This window comes from Brevundimonas sp. C43, assembly GCF_030732185.1.
GTDB classification, from domain to species: Bacteria; Pseudomonadota; Alphaproteobacteria; order Caulobacterales; family Caulobacteraceae; genus Brevundimonas; species Brevundimonas diminuta_C.
In genome coordinates, this window is sequence record NZ_CP132231.1 from 509,924 (window position 1) to 530,923 (window position 21,000).

The following is a 21,000-nucleotide window of genomic DNA, read 5'->3' on the forward strand; positions in this document are numbered from 1 at the left end:
TGCGCGCGCCAATGTCGCACGCCCTATCCATACCTCCGGCCATAAGCCGTATCGAAGCCGAGAGTCCGGCCGACGCCAAAGGCGTGGATGCGCTGGTCATGGCCGCCTTCGGGCCGGGACGGTTCGCCAAGACGGCCGAGCGTCTGCGTGAAGGCTCGCAGCCAAGTTCGGGCTTTGTCGTAAAGCGCGACGGGGAAGTGGTCGGCTCGGTGCGGCTCTGGCCTGTCGTGATTGGCGAAACCTCGGCCCTGTTTTTGGGGCCGATCGCCGTGGACGCCGGCTGCCGGAGCGACGGTCTGGGCGCTGAACTGGTTCAGGCGTGCGTGGATCATGCACGGACGCTGGACGTCGGCGGCGTGCTGCTGGTCGGGGATGCGGCCTATTTCGAGCGGTTCGGGTTCGCCCCTGCGCCCGAGGCGATCCTGCCTGGACCTGTGGATCGTCGCCGCGTCCTGTGGCTGGCGACCCGGGTGGATCAGGTTTCGGGTTCGGTACGCATCGGCTGACCCTTTCCCGCGCGGTTCGCGGGGCCTAAGTCAGGGGGATGGATAATCCCAAGTCAGGACTGAACGCCGTCGCCGAGGCGGCCAAACAGGCGCCCGGCAACGGGCTGCCGCCAGTCCACCTGTGGCATCCCGAGCATTGCGGCGACATCGATATCGTCATTCGGGCGAACGGTGTCTGGATGCATGAAGGCTCGCCCATTGGCCGCAAGGAATTGGTGCGACTGTTCTCGACGGTGCTGAGGAAGGACCCGGACGGCTATCACATGGTCACGCCGGTCGAAAAGCTGAAGATCACCGTCGAGGACTTGCCGTTCCGGGCTGTCGCGATGCGGCGGGACGGCGACGCCCTGATTTTCACCACCGATGTCAGTGATGAGGTGAGGGCCAGCGAAGCCGATCCCATCGTCGTCGAAACCGATCCGACGACGGGCGAGCCGGCGCCGCGCATCCATGTGCGCCGCGATCTGTGGGCGCGCATCGCGCGGTCGGTCTTCTATGAAATGGTCGAGATGGCCCAAGAGGTCGATGGACGACTGGTCGTTCGGTCGGGCGGCCAGATCTTCTCGCTGGGCGCAGTGACGTGAGCCTGGAGACCTTGAAGGCCCGGCTGGTCGATCGGCTGGCGCCGGTCGAGACGTGGCGGCCGGAACTGGTCGCGGCGCGGTCGGACTTCGACCTGAATCCGCAGGCGACAAGGACGGCCAAGGAGCTTCGGCCGGCGGCGGTGCTGATTCCCATCGTGGCGCGGCCAGAAGGTGCGACGGTGCTGCTGACGCGGCGCGCCGACACCCTGGCGCGCCACACGGGGCAGATCGCCTTCCCGGGAGGTCGGCTTGACCCCGGCGAGACCGCGATGCAGGCGGCGCTGCGTGAGGCGGACGAGGAGGTGGCGCTGGACCCGGCGTCTGTCGAGGTGCTGGGGCTGTCGGACGCCTATGAGACGGGGACCGGATTTCTGGTGACGCCGGTGATCGGCTGGCTGAGCGAGGCGCCGGTTACGACGCCGTCGCCGGACGAAGTCGCCGAGGTGTTCGAGACGCCTTGGGACTTTCTGATGGACGCCGCCAACCATCGTCGCGACTTTTACGATCTGGATGAGGGGTTGCGGCGCTGGTTCTGGGCCATGCCCTGGGGCGAGCGCTACATCTGGGGCGTGACGGCGGGGATTCTGAAGGCTCTACACGTGCGGCTGTATGGCGACGAGGCTGCGCCAGAGTCGGCGGCCGACGAGGACGCGGCATGAGCGTCTCTGTGAAGGGACAGCCCTGGCTGGAAAGCCAGGCGACGCGGGCGGTGATGCAGGCGCTCGAAGTGGCGGGCGGTGCGGGCTGCGCGCGGTTCGTGGGCGGCTGCGTGAGGAACAGTCTGCTGGGCCAGCCGGTGGACGACATCGACATCGCCACGCGCTTGCGGCCCGAACAGACCATGGCAGCGCTGAAGGCGGCGGGGTTGAAGGCCGTGCCGACGGGCGTTGAGCACGGCACGGTGACGGGCGTGTCGGAGCGGCGACCCTATGAGATCACGACCCTGCGTCGCGATGTGGAGACGGATGGACGCCGCGCGGTGGTCGCCTTTACCGAGGACTGGGCCGAGGACGCGGCGCGGCGGGATTTCCGGCTGAACGCCCTTTACGCCGATGCGGCAGGCACGGTGTTCGATCCGACCGGCGGCGGGTTGGAGGATGCGGCGGCGGGACGCATCGTTTTCGTCGGCGAGGCGGAGACGCGCATCCGCGAGGACTACTTACGCATCTTGCGCTTCTTTCGCTTCTACGCCTGGTACGGGCGGGGAGAGCCGGACGCGGTCGGGCTGGCGGCGTGCGCGGCGCTGAAGGGCGGCATGGCGCAGCTGTCGGCCGAGCGGGTGTCCAAGGAGGTGTTGAAACTGCTGGCGGCGCCTGACCCGCGTGCGGCGGTGCGGGCGATGGCCGAGACCGGCGTGCTGGCGCAAGTGCTGCCGCAAGCGCAGCCTTTGCCGTTGTTCGAGGCGATGTGTGACCTCACCGACGATCCTGTGATGCGGCTGTCGGCCTTGCTGCCGGCCGATGCGGCAGGTGTGATGGAGATCGCAGGTGGTCTGAGATTGTCGAACGCGGTGCGTGATCGGCTGGCGGCGGTGGCGGACGGGCCTGCCGTTTCGCCGACGATGAGCGACGCCGAGGCGCGGGCGGCGATCTATCGTTTGGGACGCAGGGCGTTCGAAGATCGGCTGATACGCGCCGAAGCGGCCGGCGGGGGCGATGGGGCGCGGCTTAGGGCGCTGGCCGCCGACTGGACCCCGCTCAAGATGCCGGTCGGCGGGCGCGATCTGGCGCGTCTGGGCCTGAAGCTGGGGCCGGAGACAGGACGGTTGCTGAAGGCGTTTGAGGACGGTTGGGTTGCTGACGACTTCCCTGCCGAGGGGCATGAGAGGCGGCTGAAGACCCTTATCGCGGCGGCTGAACGCGGGTGAACTCGGTGACGACGGGGCGGTGGTCGGATCCCGTCGGTTCGCCCAGGCGGCGCGTGACCAGGGCCAGATCCGGCGAACGATAGACCTGGTCGATGTTGATGCCGGCGAAGGCGGGAAGCTGGCTGGGCCAGGTGCCGGGCCAGCCGGGCGCGGGGATCAGGCCCAGGTCGGACTGGATCTGTTTGCCGATCCGGGCGCTGGAGACGCTGTTGAAGTCTCCGGCGGCGATGACGGGATGGGCTGGCGCGGCCTTCATCCGCTCGGCCAAGGCCATGACCTGGGTGATCTGACCCCACTGATACTGATAGGGCCAGGGTCGGGTCAGGTGGACGCCGAAGACGTTGATCAGGCCGATGGGCGTCTGAACCGTCGCGCCCACGGCGCTGAGGCCGTCGGGCCGCTCCGGCAGGCGTTGCAGGATCGGATAGCGCGAGGCGATGATCGAGCGCGCGTGGTCGCCGGCGCGCGCCTGGCCGATCAGAACGCGGTGAGGATAGTCCGGCAACAGCTGGTCCAGCCGCGACGCCGGCGCCTGCCCCAACTCGACCAGCACCAGGATGTCAGCATCGGCCGCCGAGATGGACCGGCGCATGGCAGCGATATCGGTGTTGAACACATACAGGTTGGCCGAATAGACCCGCACGATCGGCTGATCTGGAACGGGCGCGCCCTTCGCCGGCGTCCATTGCGGCCAGACCGAGAGGGCCAGCACCACACACGCCAGTCCACCGACGATCGAGGCCGGCCATAGGCGAACGAGCAGACACACCACGGTCACGCCGACGGCCGCCAGCAACGCCGGCGATGTGAACTGCGCCAGTATATCCACCCAACGATGGCCGATGCCGCTGAGCGCCGCTGCGCCGAACGCCGCCAAGCCCAACAGCAGGGCGCTCGCCATCACATTCGCCGCCAGCTTGATCAGGGTCATCGAAGACGTATCTCTCGGATTGAACAGGAAGCCTCGCCCAGCGTTAAGGCGACGCTTTGGAGGGCGACATGGCCAGACGGTCGATCCGGGATATCGAGAACATCTGGTCCAATGTCGAGGGCGTCAAGAAACTGTCGGACCGCGTCATTGGCATCGGCCCGTTCGGCATGGGGCTGGACGCCATGCTGACCTGGGTGCCGGTCGTCGGCACGGCCTATACGGTCGGGACCGGCGGCTGGCTGATGCTTCAGGCCGTGCGGGCCAAGGCGACGCCGGCGACCCTGGCGCGCATGGGGGCCTATATGGCCATCGACACCGCCACCGGGACGGTGCCGATCGCAGGCGACATAGTCGACACCTTCTTTCCCGGACAGCTGATGGCGGCGCGGGCGCTGCAAAAGCACATCGAAAGCACCCACTGGGTCGAGGACACCGAGGCCAATGCGCGCGCCACTGGCGACCACGAGATGCACGAAGCCCGCGTGCAGAACGACAAGACGCTGAAGCGGATCATCTATCTGCACGATTGAGATGCGCTGGCTGAGGCAGCCTAGCCATCGTTTTTCCCGCAATGAAGCCGCCTGAAATCAACAGTCTGATCCAAATGACCGACCGTCTCCCGGCCTGAGGAAGGGCTGCGCCCAGACTGATCTCCACAACAACGGAGAGAAGAATGAGCGACGATTTCAGCGCGCGTCTGAACCTGCCCTATCTGGCAGCGGGGCAGATGCAGAAGCATGTGACCCTGAATACGGCTCTGACCCGGCTGGACGCCATGCTGCAGACGGCGGTGGTCAGTCGCACGACCGCGATCCAGCCGGCCGATGCGTCGGACGGCGATCTTTACATCCTGCCGGGAGAGGCCGAAGGCGCGGTCTGGGCCGGGCGGCCGGCTGGCGTCCTGATGCGGTTCGAGGGCGGCGGCTGGACCACCGTGACGACGCCGGACGGCATGATCGCCTGTGTTCTGGACGAAGGCGTCGTGATGGTGCGGGCCCGTGCGGGCTGGATTGCACTGGGGCAGCGACTGGGCGAGGTGCAGGGCCTGACGCGGCTGGGTCTCGGGACATCCGCCGACGAAGCCAATCTCCTGGCGGCCAAGATCAACGCCGCCCTGTTCACGGCGCGCGGCGAGGATGAAGGCGGCGACGGCGATCTTCGCCTGACGCTGAACAAGGCGACTGCGGGCGATGTCCTGTCGCTGCTGTTTCAGAGCGGATACGCCGCTCGCGCAGAGCTGGGTCTGATCGGCGACGACGATCTGGGCCTCAAGGCCTGCGATGACGCTGGGACATGGCGGTCGGTGTGGCGCGTGGATCGCGCGACGGGGCGTATCGGCTTCGATCAAGGCGCGGTCCGGCGCGAGACGACGCTGTTCACCAGCGATGACGACTATGCCTTGCCGGCCTGGGCGCGCTGGGTCGAGGCGACCTGCGTGGGTGGCGGCGGCGGCGGGGCCGCAGGATTGGCGGGTCCGGCTGGTGCCCCACGCCTCGGTGGCGGCGGAGGCGGCGCCGGCGGGCTGAGCCTCGCGCGATGGTCGGCGGACGATCTGGAGGGCGTCCTGACGATCACGGTCGGCGCCGGCGGGATCAGTGGCGTTTCGGGCGGCGATAGCGAGGTCGCGACAGACGACATGGTCCTGTTACGCGCGACGGGCGGCGCCGCAGGCGGCTCTGGCGTGGGTGGAGCAGGCGGTATCGGTCAACGGCTCGCCAACCCCGGCGGAAGCTCTTCGACGACCGCGACGGCGACGATGGGCGCGGAAACCCTTTGCTCGGACGGGCCGGGCGGCGGCGGGGGAGGGGGCGGTCTGAGTGCAGCGGATGTCGCCTATGCCGGAGGCGCGGGCGGTGTGGGAGGCTGGTCGGGCCTTCGCGCGGCCGGCGGCATTGCGGGCGCTGCAGGACAGGCCTCGCCCAAGCCGCTGTTGTGGATCGGCGGCGGCGGCGGCGGGGGCGGCGACGCATCAGCGAGCGGCGCGGGCGGTCCCGGCGGCGCTGGTGCTCACTTCGGGGCCGGGGGCGGAGGAGGCGGCGCTGGTCTGACCTTCGGCGGCCAGGGCGGTTCGGGGGCTTCGGGCGCGGTTCTGATCACGGTCGTCGGATGAGCCGGCGCGGACATCCGGTTGAGCCGGTCGAAGTGCTGGAAGCCGAAGCGTGGGAAGCGCCCGACAGCCTCAGCGCCGGGGAGTGGCGCGCGCAGTCCGGCTGGGACGGCCGCTGCGCCATCGAAACCTATGACGAGGAGGACGAACGATGACCCGACTCAAACAGGGGGCGATCCCCTTGGCGGAGGGGCGGTGGCTGTTTCGTCGGCTCTACGCCTTCGCCGTCAGCGCGGGGCTGTGGGTGCTGTTGATGCGCACGGTCGGGCGGATGCCGGCTGAGATGCTGCCCAGGATCACGGACGGGCTGATGGGCCTGCTGGCCTTGATCCTGGTGCTCTATCTGGTAGCGCCGACCGCTCAGCAGTTGATCACCCTGATCGCCACAGCGCGGCTGCGGATCAGCGGAGGCCGACCATGAGCTTTCGTCTGTCCAGCCGGTCGCGTGCGCGGCTGATCGGCTTGCATCCGGCCCTGACTGCGGTGGTTGAGGCGGCCATCACCCGCACGCCGGTGGACTTCATGATCACCGAGGGTCTGCGTACGGCCGAACGTCAGGCGGCCCTGGTCAAGGCCGGCGCCAGCCGCACGACGCGCTCGCGCCATCTGACGGGTCACGCCGTCGATGTCGCCGCTCTGGTCGAAGGCCAGGTGCGGTGGGACTGGCCGCTGTATGGCCGGATCGCCCAGGCGTTTAAGGCGGCGGCGCTGGATCTGAAGACGCCGCTGATCTGGGGCGGCGACTGGAAGACGCTGCGGGACGGTCCGCATTTCGAGCTGGATCGGGAGGCCTTTCCATGAGCGCTCGATCTATACTGCGGGCGCTGACACCGCTCGGCTGGTTGGCGGCCGCTGCTGCAGCGTTGGCGCTGGGATTCGTGCTGCTGGGCGGGCTCGGCTTTCGCTGGGATCCGCTGAACTTGCAGCACAAGCGTCTGGAGGCCGCGCGCATTCAGGCGCGGGATGCGACCGCCGTGGCGGCGGCGCAGGCCGACGCCCGGCGGATTGAAACCGAAGGCGCGGCGGCTCAGGCCCAGCGCGTCGACCACTATCACCACATGACGGGGACGGCGGACCGGGCGACCACGGCCGCCGTCGCCCAGGCCAGGAGCGTCGAAGATGCCGATCAACCCTTGGAGAACCGCCGCGCTGATCGCCTGCGCGACCATGACGGCGAACTGTGCCGCATCGCCCCCGATCTCGACGGTTGCGCCGGCGCGGCTGGTCTTGCCGGAGGCGGCGATACGCCCGTGCGGCTGGCGACCCTGCCGGCTGAACCCACGGCCGTCGATCTGGACGCGGCCTATCTGCTGCGCGGCGCCCAGATCGTGGCCTGCGATGGGGCTCGGCGGCTCGCGGTCGAGACCTTGTTGGCCGAACGCGCGATGCAGGACGCGCAGGTGCGACGCCGCGACTGACGCCCTGCAAAAACGACTCGGCAACTTCTGCCGCCTGGTGTGCAGGCTTGCCGGGTTGTTTCGCAAACCATCGAGATAAGTTCAATGAAATCAGTGTCGACGTCTGGCCGACATCGCATTTTGGACTGGCCCCGCCCTTGCTCTCCTGAAGACCGAGCAAAACGCTCCTGATGCCAAAATGGCGTCGGACATCACACGAAGTGAACAGGAAAGCCAAAATGGCTACGAGCATCAATACGAACTACGGCGCAGCTGTCGCCCTGCAGAACCTCAATGCGACCAACGCTATGTTGGAGCGCACGCAAAACCGTGTCTCGACGGGCCTGAAGGTGGGCTCGGCCAAGGACAACGGCGCGATCTACGCCATCGCGACGACCCAGCGCGCCAACATGGGCGCCATGGATGCGGTTCGGAATTCACTCCAGCGCGGACAGTCGATCGTCGATGTGGCCTTGGCCGCCGGCGACACCATCACCGCCGCCCTCGAAGAAATGAAGTCGCTGGCCGTCAGCATTCAGTCCTCCGTCGCCGGCTCGGCCGCCGAAACGTCTTATCTGGCCGATTTCAAAGCCCTGGGTAAGGAAATCGACGAGGCGCTAAAGGGCGCAAGTTTCGACAGCGTCAACCTTTGGACTGAGGCGACGCCGACGGCGCTTGTCTCGGACATCGCTGGCGGAACGACGTCGGTCGGCTTCACCGCCACTGGTGGAATGGCCGCAGACACGGACATCGCTGCGGTCACAGATCAGTCGATCTCAGCGGCTGATGTCACAGTTGACTTGGTGGATGACGCTATCGCGAAGGTTACATCCTCGCTCTCCACTCTAGGCACCCAGTCCAAGTCGGTCGGGCGTCAACTGACCTTCGTGAACAAGCTGCAGGACTCGACCGAAGCCGGCATCGGCAACCTGGTCGACGCCGATCTGGCCAAAGAAAGCGCCAAGCTGACCGCCCTGCAAACCAAGCAACAGCTGGGCGTCCAGGCGCTGTCCATCGCCAACCAGGGCAGCTCGATCCTGCTGAGCCTGTTCCGCAACTAAGCCCGCTACAGGGCTGAACGCTTCGCCTTTCGCCGTGTGGTGACCCGCGCAGGCGCAGACCAACTCGACGCGGACCCGGCAAATCTTGCCCTGTGCGCGGATCAGCCCGGCAAGAGCTGCCGGGTCGGAAGGAGGGTAAATCAAAGGTAAACCAGTAAAATCAGTCAGTTGTCGGCTTTTGCGCGGATTAGAAATGGCCCGGCAATTGCTTCTTACTCACCGAGCAAAAAGCTCCCAGCGGCAAAACGCCGCCGGAAATCACTGAAGTGAACAAGGAGGGCCAGAAATGCCCAGCATCAATACGAACTACGGCGCCGCAGTCGCACTGCAGAGCCTGAACAAGACCAACGCCCAGCTGGAAACCACCCAGAGCCGGATTAACACCGGCATGAAGGTGTCTTCGGCCAAGGACAATGGCGCGATCTTCGCGATCGCCACAACGCAGCGCGCCAACGTTGGGGCGCAAGACGCCGTGCGCAACTCGTTGCAACGCGGTCAGTCCATCATCGATGTGGCCCTGGCTGCTGGCGACACGATCACTTCCGCTTTGGAGGAGATGAAGTCGCTCGCCGTCAATATCGCGTCATCGGCTACTGGCAGCACCGCCTTGGCTTCGTATCAAGCGGACTTTTCAGCGCTCGGAGCGGAAATCAAGGCGGCGATCGACGGAGCTTCTTTCGATAATGTCAATTTGCTGACGACAGATTCTACAGGCGGCACCGCAGTGAACGTGCAAACGGGAACGGGTGCCACCGAAACGAAGACGATTGGCACGGCTAACGCGCTCAAAGATGAAACTGCTCTTGCGAAATATTTAGGAACCACAGTTACAGACTTCACGAGCACCAACGTCGATGACGCTATTAAGGAGGTCACCACAGCGTTGGCAACGCTTGGCACGCAATCGAAGTCGGTAGGACGGTCAATAACCTTCGTCAACAAGCTTCAGGACGCGATGGAAGCTGGCGTGGGCAATCTGGTGGACGCCGATCTGGCCAAGGAAAGCGCACGACTGACCGCTCTGCAAACCAAGCAACAGCTGGGCGTGCAGGCGCTGTCGATCGCCAACCAGGGCAGCTCGATCCTGCTGAGCCTCTTCCGCTAAGGCCCGGAGACCTCGCCGTCTCGGCGGCGGGGGCGTGGTCTTGAACCCCGAGCAAAACGCTCACCCCGGCAAAACGCCGGGGAACTCACGAAGTGAAAAGGAGGGCTAGAAATGCCCAGCATCAACACGAACTACGGCGCTGCAGTCGCTCTGCAGAGCCTGAACAAGACGAATGCCCAGTTGGAAACCACTCAAAACCGGATCAACACCGGCATGAAGGTTTCATCGGCGAAGGACAATGGTGCGATCTTCGCGATCGCCACCAGCCAACGCTCCAACATGGGCGCGCAGGATGCCGTCAGGAACTCGCTTCAGCGGGGACAGTCCATTATCGATGTCGCGCTTGCAGCGGGGGACACTGCGGTTTCTGCCTTGGAAGAAATGAAGGCGCTGGCGGTCAACATCGCCTCGTCTTCTGGGGATGCCCAAAACGCCTATTTGGCCGATTGGAATGCCTTGGGCCAAGAGGTCGATAAGGCGCTTAAGGGCGCAAGCTTCGACAGCGTAAATCTGTGGAACACGACCACGGCGACCACCGTCACGACATCGACGGCCGCGACGGGGAACACGTTCCAGATTGGTTTCGGAACAACGGCCAAGGCTGCGGCGACGGCGATCACCGATATTACCACCGCCGCGACTGCGCCCGCCGATGCTACGGCAGCCTCTGCTTTCGCCGACAAGGCCGATGCAGCCATCAAGGCCATGACGTCGGACCTAGCCACCCTGGGCACCCAGTCCAAGTCGCTGGGCCGTCAGATCACCTTCGTCAACAAGCTTCAGGATGCTCTTGAAGCCGGCGTGGGCAATCTGGTGGACGCCGATCTGGCCAAGGAAAGCGCCAAGCTGACCGCTCTGCAAACCAAGCAACAGCTGGGCGTGCAGGCGCTGTCGATCGCCAACCAGGGCAGCTCGATCCTGCTGGGCCTGTTCCGCTAAGACGCGCGGCCGGAGCGGTTTCGCGACCGCTCCGGCTGATCGTTTGTTTCTCTAGAGGGCGTGGGCCGACCTGCGCGTGGAGCCATGACAGACAATGTCGCGAGATCAGTAAGCGTACCTCAGATTTCTCCCGTCGCTCCGATCGCCGTGCAGCAGGCGACGCCTGCGCCGGTTGCGAAAAACGACAACAACGACGCCAGCCGCTTTCGCCTGACCATCGAGGCCGTGGGCGACAACCGCTTCGTCTACAAGGTCTTGGACCGGGTGACGGGGGAGGTGATTCGTCAGTTGCCGCGCGAGGATGTCGAAAAGCTGAACAGCGACCCGACCTATCGCGGCGGTCGTCTGGTCGATACCGCCGTCTAAGCACAGGCGAGGCTCAGACTCTTTAACGCCGCCGGCTCGCCGGACGGCGCAATCATGGTTTCCGGCGCGTTAACCATGTGATTACGACTGATGGTTAATCCTGTAGCCCACAGAACGTCCGGGGGCTTGAAGCCATGACCACCAGCATCCACACCAACACCTCGGCGATGATCGCCTTGCAGAATCTGAACCGCACCAACGACCAGTTGGCGGCGACGCAGAGCCGGGTGAACACGGGGCTGAAGGTTCAAGGTGCGCGCGACAACGCCGCAGTCTGGGCGGTGGCTCAGGGACAGCGCGCAGACCGGGGGTCGCTCGAAGCCGTCACCACCAGCCTGAACCGCGCGACGTCCATCGCCGACGTGTCGCTGGCGGCCGGCGAGCAGATCTCGGACATCCTGCTCGAGTTGAAGCAGAAGGCGACCGCAGCGGCGGACCCGAGCGCCAGCGATGCGACGCGCAAATCGTATGATCAGGAGTTTCAATCGCTTCTGTTGTCGATCCAATCTTTTGCAGACAACGCCATTTTCGATGGTGAGAACATTCTCGCGGGACGCACTGACGGCGCGACACCTCCTGCGCCGCTTGGGGACTTGAACTTTATCGCTAGCGCGGACGGCCAGGAAAACATCCAGCTGAAGCGTCAAAACCTGACACTTTCAGGCTTGGGGCTTGCGGCCGACGCTTCGGCCACGCCTGCTGTTACCGCGCCAAGCTTATTGGTTGAAGCCGATGCCAAAGCCGCGCTAGACCGGATCAACGACGCGATCGCGACCTCAAGCTCCCGTCTTTCCGAACTGGGCGCCCAGTCCAAGCAGATCGAACGTCACACCACCTATGTCGGCAAGCTGTCGGACGCGCTGGAAGCCGGCATCGGCAATCTGGTCGATGCGGACCTAGCCAAGGAAAGCGCCCGCCTTCAGGCCCTGCAGGTTCAGCAGCAGCTCGGCGTTCAGGCCCTGTCGATCGCCAACCAGGCGCCGCAGGTCATCCTGTCGCTGTTCAAGGGCTGATCCGACAGCTTAACGGTTCCTTATCGACGCCCGCCGCACGATAGGGTCGGAGCCGTCTGAATGATCAACAACAGCTATCTGCTGGGTCTTTTCGGAACGACGACGGGGACGTCGTCGTCAGGCGCCGCCACGACCGCCAGCGCGGCCGTCAAAACCAAGAAGACCCAACCGACAGCCCCGTGGTCGTCCACGGCGACACCGGCGAAGGCGAGCGATCTGGTCCGCGCGGCTCTTGGCGGTCGCCGCCTGATCGACGAGGGCAATGTCAGCCTGGATCTGGCCGGCGCCTCCACCGACTACCGCAAGATGTTCGCCCTGTATCAGGGCCTGAACACGCTGGGCGCCCTGGCCGACCGTGCTGGCGTCAAGGGGCTGAGCGCGTCGGAAGCCGCTCTGGTGTCCAAGCGGTTCGGCGAAGGCTTGGCCGAACTGTCGACCTATCTCAGCACAGCCAGTTTCGAAGACATGCGACTGGTGCAGGGTGTGGCCCAGACCTCGGTCAAGAGCACCTATGCGCTGGAACGGGCGCCGACCAGTTTCGTCACCGCCCCCATCCACGACGGCGACCCCACCGCCTCGGTCAAGGCGTTCGAGGGTGACGTGAAGTTCTCCGTAACCGTCAAGACGGCGGCCGGGGAGCAGGCGATCGCCATGGACCTGTCCGAGATGGGTGCGACCGATCGGTCGTTGGCCAATGTCACCGCCTATATGAACGGCAAGCTGGAGGACGCGGGCGTCGCGACGCGCATCAGCGCTCAGTTGATCCCCGCCGAGCCCAAGACGGTCAAAAGCGGGACAAAGACCATCACCCTGCCGGCCGGACCGGATCAGTGGGCGTTGAAGGTCAATGGCGGGACCGGCGAAGCCATCAGCTTCCAGGCTGTCGACACCTCCGACGCCGTCTATGTGACGCAAGGGGTCGGCAAGACCGGCACGGCGGGCCAACTGCTGAAGTTCCAGGCCGACGGCGGCGCGGCGCCGGCCGCCCAGCAGGGCGTCGACGATCCGTTCTGGGTCGAGGGCAGGGTGGGGCACGCCAACCTTCCCGACGGGGTCGCCGCGGTGAAGGCCAGCGCCGTGGCGCCGGATGGCTCCGTCTGGGTCGTCGCCGAACTGACGACGGGCGACGCCAGTCAACCGATCAAGGGCGCGCGCGATGTCGCCCTGATGAAATACGATTCCGCCGGCAATCTGATGCAGACAAAGCTGCTCGGCGCCGCCTCCAGCGCCAACGGCTTCTCCATCGCTATCGACGACGACGGCCGGGTCGCACTGGCCGGATCGGTGACCGGGGCGCTGGAACCTGGCAAGAGCGGCGACAACGCGTCTGTGGCCGACAGTTTCGTCTCGGTGTTCGACAGTTCGGGGCAGGAGTTGTGGACCCAGCGGCGCGGGGCCAAGGCGGCCGACGAGGCGACCGAGGTTCGCTTCGGCGCTGACGGCATGGTCTATGTCGCCGGACGGTCGAAGTCGGCCATGCCGGGCAATGCGGCCCTGGGCGGCTGGGATTCCTATCTTCAGGCCTTCCAGGAAAAGCCGATCAAGATCAACGGCCCGGACGTGGGCGTAAACGTCGCGACCGTGCAGTTCGGCACCAGCGGCGACGATTCCGTTCAGGCCATGACCGTGTCAGGAAACGACCTCTACACGGCTGGCGTCGAGAACGGGAGGGCGGTCGTGCGACGCTTCACCCTGGACGCCGAGGGCGTACCGAGCCTAGCCTCGACCCGTGACCTTGGCTACGCCAGCGGCGCGATCGCCGGCATAGCGGTCGAGAACGGCAAGGTCGTGGTGACCGGCCATACCGAAAACACCGCCCTCGACATCGGCACGGTGACCAACGCCCATGCCGGCGGCAGCGACGTGTTCATCGCCACCTTGTCGATTGACCTTCAGGCCTCGGCCAGCGACCAACTGACCTATTTCGGCGGGGCGGGCGCGGACACCGCCGCCGACGTCGCCATCAAGGACGGCAAGGTCTGGATCACCGGCACGAACCGGGCGGAAGGCGCCGGCAAGGACGACACTACGTCCGGCTATCTGGCCCAGATCGATCTGGCCACGGGACAGGTTCAATCGAACCGAACCTGGCGCGCGGACGGCGATCAGGCCAAGCCGACCAGCCTGAGCTTCGCAGCGGGCGGGGCCAGCGTGCTCGACCGCCTCGGCCTGCCTCAAGGCCAGATCATGCAGGCGGATTCCAAGCTGCTGACCGTCGCCACCTCGGCCCGCGTCGGCGATCAGTTTTCAATCAGCCCCGCAGCCGGCGGCCGCGCCGTCACAGTAACCATCGACGCCAAGGACACGCTGGAAAGCCTGGCCAAGAAGATCAACGCCGCCTCTGGCCGTCAGTTGGAAGCCAAGGTCATCACCGACCTGAAGGCCAAACCCATCGTCCAGCGGCTGGAAATCAAGACGGCGGCCAACAAGGACGGCGCCGTCATCTCCGCCGGGGCGATCGGCAAGGACGCGCTGGGCGCGCTGGGCCTGACGCCCGGCTTCGTCGGTCCGGTGAAGCCGGACAAGGACGCGATCAAGACCTATGGGCTGAACCTGTCGAACAAGCTGAACCTGAACGATCCCGCCTCGATAAAGGCGGCCATCGATTCGCTGGCCCAGGCGATGACGGCGGTCCGGTCCTCCTATCGCGCCTTGGCGCCGTCGACCGGCGGCATAACCAACACCCAAACCGGCAACGGCTCCTCGACCGCCTATCAGCAGACGCAGCTGGCGAACTATCAGGCTGCGCTGAGCCGCCTGACGGCTTGATCGGGGTCGTGACCGGTCAAGGCGGTTGACGCCCGAGGCCGGGTCGGAGTTATTGACCTCCTCATCCGCGAAAGCCCGTTCATGGCCCTTCCGAAAGACAACCGCGTCATCCTGTTGGTCGGCGCCGGCGTGGCGATCGTCATCGCCGTCGTGCTCGCCCTGATCTTCACGGGCGGCGGCGACAAGACGACGGAAGCGCCGCCGGCGTCCAAGGGCGGCCTGGTCGTCAATCTGGCCGAGGCGCCCACGCTGGAGCCGACGCGGGAACTGCGCTGCTTCGTCGATGGTCAGTTCGTCGGCATGGCGACCCTGGCGGTCTGCGCCCAGCGCAATGGTCTGGCGACGGACGCTCTGGACGTCGGTCTGGACGCCACCGGCGCTTTGGCCGCCGCCCCGACCGCCGCCTTCGCCCCGCCGCCCGAACTGCCCGAGGTGGAGATGGCCCAGACCCCGCCGCCGGCCTCCGTCGAACAGACGCCTGCGCCGCGCCCCACGCCTGTGGCCAGCGGCAGCCCCTGCCTGCGCCACACCGGCTCGGACTGGCGGACCCTGTCGCCAAGCATGAGCCTGAACGCCTGCGTTCAGGCGCTGTACGCCGGAACCTGCGTCGGGCCGGGCGACGCCCAATACGGCCGCTGGGGCGATACGACCCTGCGTCTGGTGCCGCGCCGGGTGGAACAGTCCAATGACAACAACCGTTTCAGGACCCTGGCCGAGCAGGATCGCAACTGCCAATTCACGGGAATGAACTGATGCGTTTCGTCGCCCTCGCCGCCATCGCCGGGACCGTTCTGCTGGGCGCCTGCTCCAACGAACCCAAATATGAGTTCGCCGATGGCGCCTGCTACTTCGTGGCGACGCCGGACAATGCGCCGCCGCGCCTGCAGAAAATCGCCGACGACCAGCCCCAGCTCGAACAGTGCGCCGCGCGGCTGGAGGAGATGCGCCTTCGCTTCCTGCGCATGGGCGGATCGAACCAGGAAATCGCCGGCGCCTATCAGGGCCGCTTCATCTTCGTGGACCGCGAGGGGGTCAAGATCGGCAAGAGCCTGAACGGCAGCCGCTTCTTCGCCATGGCCCGCACCGGCGACGGCCGTCTGGCCATCCCCGGGGCCATCCAGCGCGACGAGACGGGCCGTCCCGTCGCCATCGCGGCCGACCCTGCCGCCAAGTAAGGCTTGCGCGACCAGAACGAAAGTGGAACATTCGGCTAACGCTTATCCACTGATTTAGCGGGTTTGCAGCCGAAAGGGCTGGCGATGAGCCGTCGCCCCGGTCAGACATCGGACTGAATTGACGAGGCGGGCGAAGTCGTCGCCGCCTCACACGAGAAGGAAGTTTCCATGGCGGGCAGCGTCAATAAGGTCATTCTGGTCGGTAACCTGGGTCGCGATCCCGAAATCCGCTCCATGCCCAACGGCGACCGCATCGCCAACCTGTCCATCGCCACTTCGGAAACCTGGCGCGACAAGTCCTCGGGCGAGCGCAAGGAAAAGACCGAGTGGCACCGGGTCGTCATCTTCAACGACAACATCGTCAAGGTGGTCGAGAACTATGTGAAGAAGGGCTCGACGGTCTACATCGAGGGCGCGCTCCAGACCCGCAAATGGACCGACCAGCAAGGCGTCGAGAAATATTCGACCGAGATCGTGGTCAGCCGCTTCAAGGGTGAACTGACCATGCTGGGCGGCCGTTCGGAAGGCGGCTCGTCGGGCGGTGGCTACGGCGGCGGCGGCGGTCGCGGCGATGACGACTATTCCTCGGGCTTCTCCACCGGCGGCGCCAACAAGCCGAGCGGCCCCAAGGAAAGCTACGACCTGAACGACGACATTCCGTTCTGAGGCCAGACCGTTGGGGCCGGGGCCTTACAGCTATCGTGAGGATCCCGCCGTACCGGACTTTCCGGACGATCGGCCGCTGGTGCTGTTCGACGGAGATTGCGCGCTGTGCTCCGGCTCGGCGCGCAAGATCCTGAAGCATGACCGGGCAGGCAAAGTCCGGCTCGCGCCGACGCAGTCGCCGCTGGGGCGGGCGCTTCTGATCCATTACAGCGTCGATCCCGACGATCCCTATACGATGCTGCTGATCCAGGACGGCGTGGCGCGCGAGCGGTCCGACGGCGTTCTGGGCATCGCGGCCTTGCTGCCGCCGCCCTATCGACTGGCGGTCGTCGGACGCATCGTGCCGCGAATCGTCCGCGACACCCTCTATGACTTCATCGCGCGCCGCCGCCGCCGGTTTCCCGGCGCGGCCTGGTGCGCCATGCCGCCAAAAGGCGTTGATCTGACGGATCGGGTGCTGGGATGAGCGGACGCGTTCTGGTGCTGGGCGCCAATGGCTTCATCGGATCGCATGTGGCGGCGGCCCTGTCGTCGGCCGGATGGTCCGTTCGCGCCGGGGCGCGCCGCATCGCCGACCCTGCCCGTCGCGCGCCGACATTCGACTGGGTCGTCGCCGACTTCGCCAAGCTGACGACACCCCAGGCCTGGGCGCCGCTGCTGGTCGGCGTGGATGCGGTGGTGAACAGTGTCGGCGTGCTTCAGAATGGGGCGGGCGACAGCACCCGCGTCGCCCATGTCGACGGCCCGCGCGCCCTGATTGAGGCCTGCGAAGCGGCGGGCGTTCGCCGGCTGGTGCATATCTCCGCCGTCGGCGCGGACGACGAGGCCAGCACCGACTACGCCCGCACGAAGGCCGAGACCGAGCGGATGATCGAGGCCAGCGGCCTGGACTGGCTGACCTTACGGCCATCGTTGGTGGTGGACCGCGCGGCGTTCGGCGGCACAGGCTTGATCCGGGCTCTGGCGGCGTTTCCCCTGGTCAGCCCGGTTGTCGGCGGCGACCAGATTTTCCGCCCGATCCCGCTGGGCGACCTGTCCGCCGCCGTCGTGGCGGCGCTCAAGCCCGGCGCGCCGTCGCGTCAAACGTTGGATATGCCGGGACCCGAGTCGGTGACCATGGTCGATACGGTGCGTCTGTATCGCGGCTGGATGGGGTTGAGCCCGGCGCCGGTCGTTCGCGTGCCGCGCGCCCTTGCCGCGCCCGCCCTGGCGATAGGCGATCTGCTGGGACGGCTGGGCTGGTCCTCGCCGATCCGCACGACGGCGATCAAACAGATGGACCATGACGTGTCCGGCCGCGATAGCGGGTGGGCGCAGGCGCTGGGCGTCCCGTCGCGCGGGTTCACACGTTTTCTGGCCGAAACCCCGGCCTCGGTTCAGGATGTCTGGCACGCGCGGCTGTGGTTCGTGCGGCCGGTCTCCATCGTGACTCTGGGTCTGTTCTGGCTGATCACCGGCCTGATCAGCTTCGGCCCGGGTTGGGACCGCGCCGTCGCCATCCTGCATGAGGGCGGTTACGGCCGCATGGCCGGCCCCATCGCCTGGTGGGGTGCGCTGCTGGACGTGGTGCTGGGGCTGATGCTGTTCGTGCGGCCGTGGACGGCGCGTGTGGCGATCTTCATGTGTCTGGCCACCGTCGGCTATCTGACGGCCGCGACGCTCAGCCTGCCGCACTTCTGGATCGATCCGCTGGGGCCGTGGCTCAAGGTCCTGCCGATGATGGCCCTTTGCCTGTTCGTGGCGGCGACGGACGCGCGTCGATGACCGCCTATGTGCTGCTGAAGATCGTTCACATCCTGTCGGGCGCAGTGCTGTTCGGCACGGGCGCCGGGATCGCCTTCTTCATGCTGCGCGCGCACGCGACCAAGGACGCCAGGACCGTCGCCGAGGTCGGGCGGATCGTCGTCCTGGCTGATTTCGTGTTCACCGCGACCGCCGTTGTTATCCAGCCGATCACCGGCCTGGGTCTGATCCATCTGCAGGGTTGGTCCCTGACCAGTCCGTGGCTGTTGGCGGCTTATGGCCTCTATGTCCTGATCGGCCTCTGCTGGCTGCCGGTCGTGTGGATCCAGTACCGGATGATGAAGCTGGCCAAGCAGGCGGCAGGGGAGGGCGCCGCCCTGCCTTCCGCCTACCATCGCCTGTTTCGCTGGTGGTTCGCCCTGGGCTGGCCCGCCTTCGCCGGAGTCCTGGCCATCTACTGGTTGATGGTCGCCAAGCCGGATTTCTGAGTGCGAAACCTGGGGTCATCCAAAGTGAGCCGACGCGGCGGGCGCGCCGTGGCATAGGGCGGTCATGACCGATGTCCGTTCCGAAGTCGCGCCTGCGCCCGCGCCCCTGCCCAAGAGGCCTCACGCCCTGACGGGGCTGGAGATCGCCGCCATCGTGGCGATCATCGTCGTGTGGGGCGTCAACAACGCCGGGGCCAAGCTGGCGACGCAGGAGCTGTCGCCGCTGCTAGTCGGGGCCATCCGTTTCGGCATCGCCACCGCCTGTCTGATCGCCTTTGTGCGGCCGCCGTTTCCAGACTGGAAGAGCCTGATGCTCATCGTAATCATCGGCGGGCCCATCCAGTATGGACTGGCCTACACGGCCTATTGGCTGGCGACGGACGTCAGCCCGGTGACCGTGGCCAACCAGTTGTGGATCCCCTTCACCACCCTGTTCGCCTTCCTAATCCTGGGCGAGCGGCTGTCCAAGGCGGCCTTGGTCGGCATGGGCGTGGCCTTCGTCGGCGTGGCCTGGATGACGCTGGACGCCCATGCGCTGCAGGACTGGAAGGCCATTCTGGTCGCCATCGCGGCCGGCGCCGCCTGGGGCGTGACCACGGTGGTCGCGCGCCGCACCACCTCCATCCCCCCGCTGAAGATGCAGGGTCTGCTGGCGCTGGGGGCCTTTCCCGTCATGGCCTTCGGCTCGGCGGTGTTCGAGCATGGCCAGTGGGAGGCGGTGAAGCGCGCCACGCCCATGGTCTGGGCCTCCTTGTTGTGGGCGGGCGTGGTATCGTCCGTACTGGCGACCACCCTGCTGTTCTGGCTGGTCCAGCGGCGCGAGGCGGGGCGGGTGACGCCCTATCTGCTGGTCACGCCCGTGGTGTCGATGTTCATCGGCTGGAGCTTCATGGGCGACATCCTGACGCCGCAGATTCTGACGGGATCGGCCATCACCATGGGCGGGGTCGCCCTTGTGGCCCTGGCCGAACGGGGCTTGCGCGCGGGGGCCGCCAAGGCTTGATCTGTTCCTGACCGTTTCAGGAGCCCGTCATGCACCACGCCCCGCTAGACGCCGACCACGTCTCCCGCCGCTGGCTGGGCAAGGCCAAGCACGATCTTGCGGCGAACGAAGCCGTCGTGGTTCAGAGCGCCGCCGATCGTCGCCCTGTTTCCGAAGACATCAACGAGACCTTCGACGACCGTCAGACCTTCGGTGAGCGGCTGGCCGATCGGGTGGCGGCCTTCGGCGGTTCGTGGCCGTTCATCATCGCGTTCGGCGTCTTCCTGGCGATCTGGACCGGGCTGAACCTGCTGCTGCGCAATGACGCCTTCGACCCCTATCCCTTCATCTTCCTGAATCTGGTCCTGTCGATGCTGGCGGCGATCCAGGCGCCGGTCATCATGATGAGCCAGAACCGCCAGGCCGCGAAGGATCGGCTGGATGCGGGCAACGACTATCAGGTCAATCTGAAGTCCGAGATCGAGATCATGGCCCTGCTGGAAAAGGTCGAACACCTTACCGCACGGCAAGAGGAGCAGACCGAACTGATCCGCCATCTGCTCGCGCAAGAAGAGACCCGCTGAACGCTGTCCAGCGGGCCACTTTCCGTTTCGGAGAGAAGATCAGCTAGCGCTGAGCGCCGCGCAGGCCACCCGGTCGCCCGCGCCGCCGATGGGCTGGGTCGAGTGATCGTCGGGGTTGGCGTGGATGATGATGGCCGAGCCGTCGGCGTCCCACAGCCATTGGCCGGGGCCTTCGGACGAGATCCGGGCGCGGGTCGTGAACAGTTCGGCGTTCACCTTGCCGTCCGCACCGGCCCAGACGTTGGGCAGGTCGCCGTCGTCCGGCCCGGCGGCGTTCAGCAGGCCGTGCGGGGCCTTGGGCTCGCCGTGGTTGATGTGAGCGCCGGACGAGGTGAAGGGGGCGGCGCATTCGCCGGTCGCATGGATGTGGATGCCGTGCCAGCCGGGCGTCAGGCCCGAAGCCTCGATCTTCATCAGCAGGCCCGTCGGTCCCTGACGCAGATCGACGCGGCCGATATTGGCGCCCGAGGCGTTGATCAGAACGGCCTGTCCCGTCGCGCCGACGGGCGCGCGTTCGACGGCCGCCTGGGGCGCGTTTCCGGTCGCGGCGCAGGCGGTTGTCAGGGCCAAGGGCGAGGCGAGGAGAAGGGCGGCGGCGAGGCGGGTGGCGCGCATGTCGAAAGTCCTTTCAGAGACGGGCTTTCACGGCGACGTCGCTTTGCCACCGAGGCCCTGGAATGCTAGAAATCGTCACAGCGGATCACGTTCCGATTCCGG

The 21,000-nt window shown here is 66.4% G+C and carries 26 protein-coding genes; 24 read left to right on the forward strand and 2 right to left on the reverse strand.

Features of this window, described 5'->3' with window-relative positions; all coding sequences use genetic code 11:
- Nucleotides 1-11: 11 nt before the first annotated feature.
- The 4 genes from Q9R14_RS02520 to Q9R14_RS02535 are packed head-to-tail and all read left to right on the forward strand — an operon-like array spanning nucleotide 12 to nucleotide 2,957.
- Nucleotides 12-506 carry an N-acetyltransferase gene (locus tag Q9R14_RS02520; RefSeq protein WP_306003385.1) on the forward strand — a complete coding sequence of 165 codons (495 nt, stop codon included), beginning with the start codon at nucleotides 12-14 and terminating at the stop codon, nucleotides 504-506.
- A gap of 38 nt (nucleotides 507-544) precedes the next feature.
- Entirely contained in the window at nucleotides 545-1,090 is a 546-nt protein-coding gene (locus Q9R14_RS02525; protein WP_306003386.1) for a DUF1285 domain-containing protein, read from the forward strand.
- On the forward strand, nucleotides 1,087-1,749 hold the full coding sequence (locus Q9R14_RS02530) for a CoA pyrophosphatase (protein ID WP_306003387.1): 663 nt from the start codon (nucleotides 1,087-1,089) through the stop codon (nucleotides 1,747-1,749). Before Q9R14_RS02525 ends, Q9R14_RS02530 begins: the two co-directional genes overlap by 4 nt.
- Nucleotides 1,746-2,957 (forward strand): CCA tRNA nucleotidyltransferase, encoded by a 1,212-nt coding sequence (locus Q9R14_RS02535; RefSeq protein ID WP_306003388.1) that lies wholly within the window; start codon nucleotides 1,746-1,748, stop codon nucleotides 2,955-2,957. Before Q9R14_RS02530 ends, Q9R14_RS02535 begins: the two co-directional genes overlap by 4 nt.
- Here the strand turns inward: Q9R14_RS02535 and Q9R14_RS02540 are convergent.
- A complete protein-coding gene (locus Q9R14_RS02540) occupies nucleotides 2,932-3,888 on the reverse strand; it encodes an endonuclease/exonuclease/phosphatase family protein (RefSeq protein WP_306003389.1) in 957 nt (318 codons plus the stop codon). The two genes, Q9R14_RS02535 and Q9R14_RS02540, sit on opposite strands and share 26 nt — an antisense overlap.
- Nucleotides 3,889-3,956: 68 nt before the next feature.
- On the opposite strand from Q9R14_RS02540, the gene Q9R14_RS02545 reads away from it, so the two are divergent.
- From Q9R14_RS02545 to Q9R14_RS02640, 20 genes are all read left to right on the forward strand, one after another.
- Complete coding sequence (locus tag Q9R14_RS02545; RefSeq protein WP_017504140.1) at nucleotides 3,957-4,418, forward strand: DUF4112 domain-containing protein; 462 nt, start codon at nucleotides 3,957-3,959, stop codon at nucleotides 4,416-4,418.
- 143 nt (nucleotides 4,419-4,561) lie between these two features.
- A complete protein-coding gene (locus tag Q9R14_RS02550) occupies nucleotides 4,562-5,998 on the forward strand; it encodes a DUF2793 domain-containing protein (RefSeq protein ID WP_306003390.1) in 1,437 nt (478 codons plus the stop codon).
- Complete coding sequence (locus tag Q9R14_RS02555; RefSeq protein ID WP_306003391.1) at nucleotides 5,995-6,150, forward strand: hypothetical protein; 156 nt, start codon at nucleotides 5,995-5,997, stop codon at nucleotides 6,148-6,150. The genes Q9R14_RS02550 and Q9R14_RS02555 overlap by 4 nt, the downstream gene beginning before the upstream one ends.
- Nucleotides 6,147-6,416 carry a hypothetical protein gene (locus Q9R14_RS02560; RefSeq protein ID WP_306003392.1) on the forward strand — a complete coding sequence of 90 codons (270 nt, stop codon included), beginning with the start codon at nucleotides 6,147-6,149 and terminating at the stop codon, nucleotides 6,414-6,416. The genes Q9R14_RS02555 and Q9R14_RS02560 overlap by 4 nt, the downstream gene beginning before the upstream one ends.
- Entirely contained in the window at nucleotides 6,413-6,796 is a 384-nt protein-coding gene (locus tag Q9R14_RS02565; protein ID WP_306003393.1) for a M15 family metallopeptidase, read from the forward strand. The genes Q9R14_RS02560 and Q9R14_RS02565 overlap by 4 nt, the downstream gene beginning before the upstream one ends.
- Complete coding sequence (locus Q9R14_RS02570; protein WP_306003394.1) at nucleotides 6,793-7,413, forward strand: hypothetical protein; 621 nt, start codon at nucleotides 6,793-6,795, stop codon at nucleotides 7,411-7,413. The genes Q9R14_RS02565 and Q9R14_RS02570 overlap by 4 nt, the downstream gene beginning before the upstream one ends.
- Before the next feature lie 218 nt (nucleotides 7,414-7,631).
- Nucleotides 7,632-8,453, forward strand: coding sequence for a flagellin (locus tag Q9R14_RS02575; protein WP_306003395.1), 822 nt, complete (start codon nucleotides 7,632-7,634; stop codon nucleotides 8,451-8,453).
- A 286-nt stretch (nucleotides 8,454-8,739) separates the two neighbouring features.
- A complete protein-coding gene (locus Q9R14_RS02580) occupies nucleotides 8,740-9,558 on the forward strand; it encodes a flagellin (protein WP_306003396.1) in 819 nt (272 codons plus the stop codon).
- Nucleotides 9,559-9,669: 111 nt separating this feature from the next.
- A complete protein-coding gene (locus Q9R14_RS02585) occupies nucleotides 9,670-10,497 on the forward strand; it encodes a flagellin (protein ID WP_306003397.1) in 828 nt (275 codons plus the stop codon).
- Nucleotides 10,498-10,581: 84 nt separating this feature from the next.
- Complete coding sequence (locus tag Q9R14_RS02590) at nucleotides 10,582-10,863, forward strand: hypothetical protein (protein ID WP_306003398.1); 282 nt, start codon at nucleotides 10,582-10,584, stop codon at nucleotides 10,861-10,863.
- A gap of 134 nt (nucleotides 10,864-10,997) precedes the next feature.
- The gene (locus Q9R14_RS02595; protein WP_306003399.1) at nucleotides 10,998-11,876 is read left to right on the forward strand and encodes a flagellin; all 879 of its coding nucleotides are present in this window, start codon (nucleotides 10,998-11,000) and stop codon (nucleotides 11,874-11,876) included.
- A gap of 60 nt (nucleotides 11,877-11,936) precedes the next feature.
- A complete protein-coding gene (locus Q9R14_RS02600; protein ID WP_306003400.1) occupies nucleotides 11,937-14,645 on the forward strand; it encodes a transcriptional regulator in 2,709 nt (902 codons plus the stop codon).
- Between the two features lie 81 nt (nucleotides 14,646-14,726).
- Nucleotides 14,727-15,398, forward strand: coding sequence for a hypothetical protein (locus Q9R14_RS02605; RefSeq protein WP_306003401.1), 672 nt, complete (start codon nucleotides 14,727-14,729; stop codon nucleotides 15,396-15,398).
- Nucleotides 15,398-15,820, forward strand: a complete 423-nt coding sequence (locus Q9R14_RS02610; protein ID WP_306003402.1) for a hypothetical protein — start codon at nucleotides 15,398-15,400, stop codon at nucleotides 15,818-15,820. The genes Q9R14_RS02605 and Q9R14_RS02610 overlap by 1 nt, the downstream gene beginning before the upstream one ends.
- A gap of 168 nt (nucleotides 15,821-15,988) precedes the next feature.
- Complete coding sequence (gene ssb, locus Q9R14_RS02615) at nucleotides 15,989-16,486, forward strand: single-stranded DNA-binding protein (protein ID WP_017504124.1); 498 nt, start codon at nucleotides 15,989-15,991, stop codon at nucleotides 16,484-16,486.
- A 10-nt stretch (nucleotides 16,487-16,496) separates the two neighbouring features.
- Entirely contained in the window at nucleotides 16,497-16,952 is a 456-nt protein-coding gene (locus Q9R14_RS02620; protein ID WP_306003403.1) for a thiol-disulfide oxidoreductase DCC family protein, read from the forward strand.
- The gene (locus tag Q9R14_RS02625) at nucleotides 16,949-18,250 is read left to right on the forward strand and encodes an SDR family oxidoreductase (RefSeq protein ID WP_306003404.1); all 1,302 of its coding nucleotides are present in this window, start codon (nucleotides 16,949-16,951) and stop codon (nucleotides 18,248-18,250) included. Before Q9R14_RS02620 ends, Q9R14_RS02625 begins: the two co-directional genes overlap by 4 nt.
- Entirely contained in the window at nucleotides 18,247-18,717 is a 471-nt protein-coding gene (locus Q9R14_RS02630; protein WP_306003405.1) for a DUF2269 domain-containing protein, read from the forward strand. Before Q9R14_RS02625 ends, Q9R14_RS02630 begins: the two co-directional genes overlap by 4 nt.
- Nucleotides 18,718-18,781: 64 nt before the next feature.
- Entirely contained in the window at nucleotides 18,782-19,720 is a 939-nt protein-coding gene (locus Q9R14_RS02635; protein ID WP_199060327.1) for a DMT family transporter, read from the forward strand.
- Between the two features lie 29 nt (nucleotides 19,721-19,749).
- Nucleotides 19,750-20,283: a DUF1003 domain-containing protein gene (locus Q9R14_RS02640; protein ID WP_306003406.1), complete on the forward strand. Its 534-nt coding sequence runs from the start codon at nucleotides 19,750-19,752 to the stop codon at nucleotides 20,281-20,283.
- 39 nt (nucleotides 20,284-20,322) lie between these two features.
- Here the strand turns inward: Q9R14_RS02640 and Q9R14_RS02645 are convergent, their stop codons facing one another.
- Nucleotides 20,323-20,898 carry a superoxide dismutase family protein gene (locus tag Q9R14_RS02645; protein WP_045810201.1) on the reverse strand — a complete coding sequence of 192 codons (576 nt, stop codon included), beginning with the start codon at nucleotides 20,896-20,898 and terminating at the stop codon, nucleotides 20,323-20,325.
- Nucleotides 20,899-21,000 lie beyond the last annotated feature (102 nt).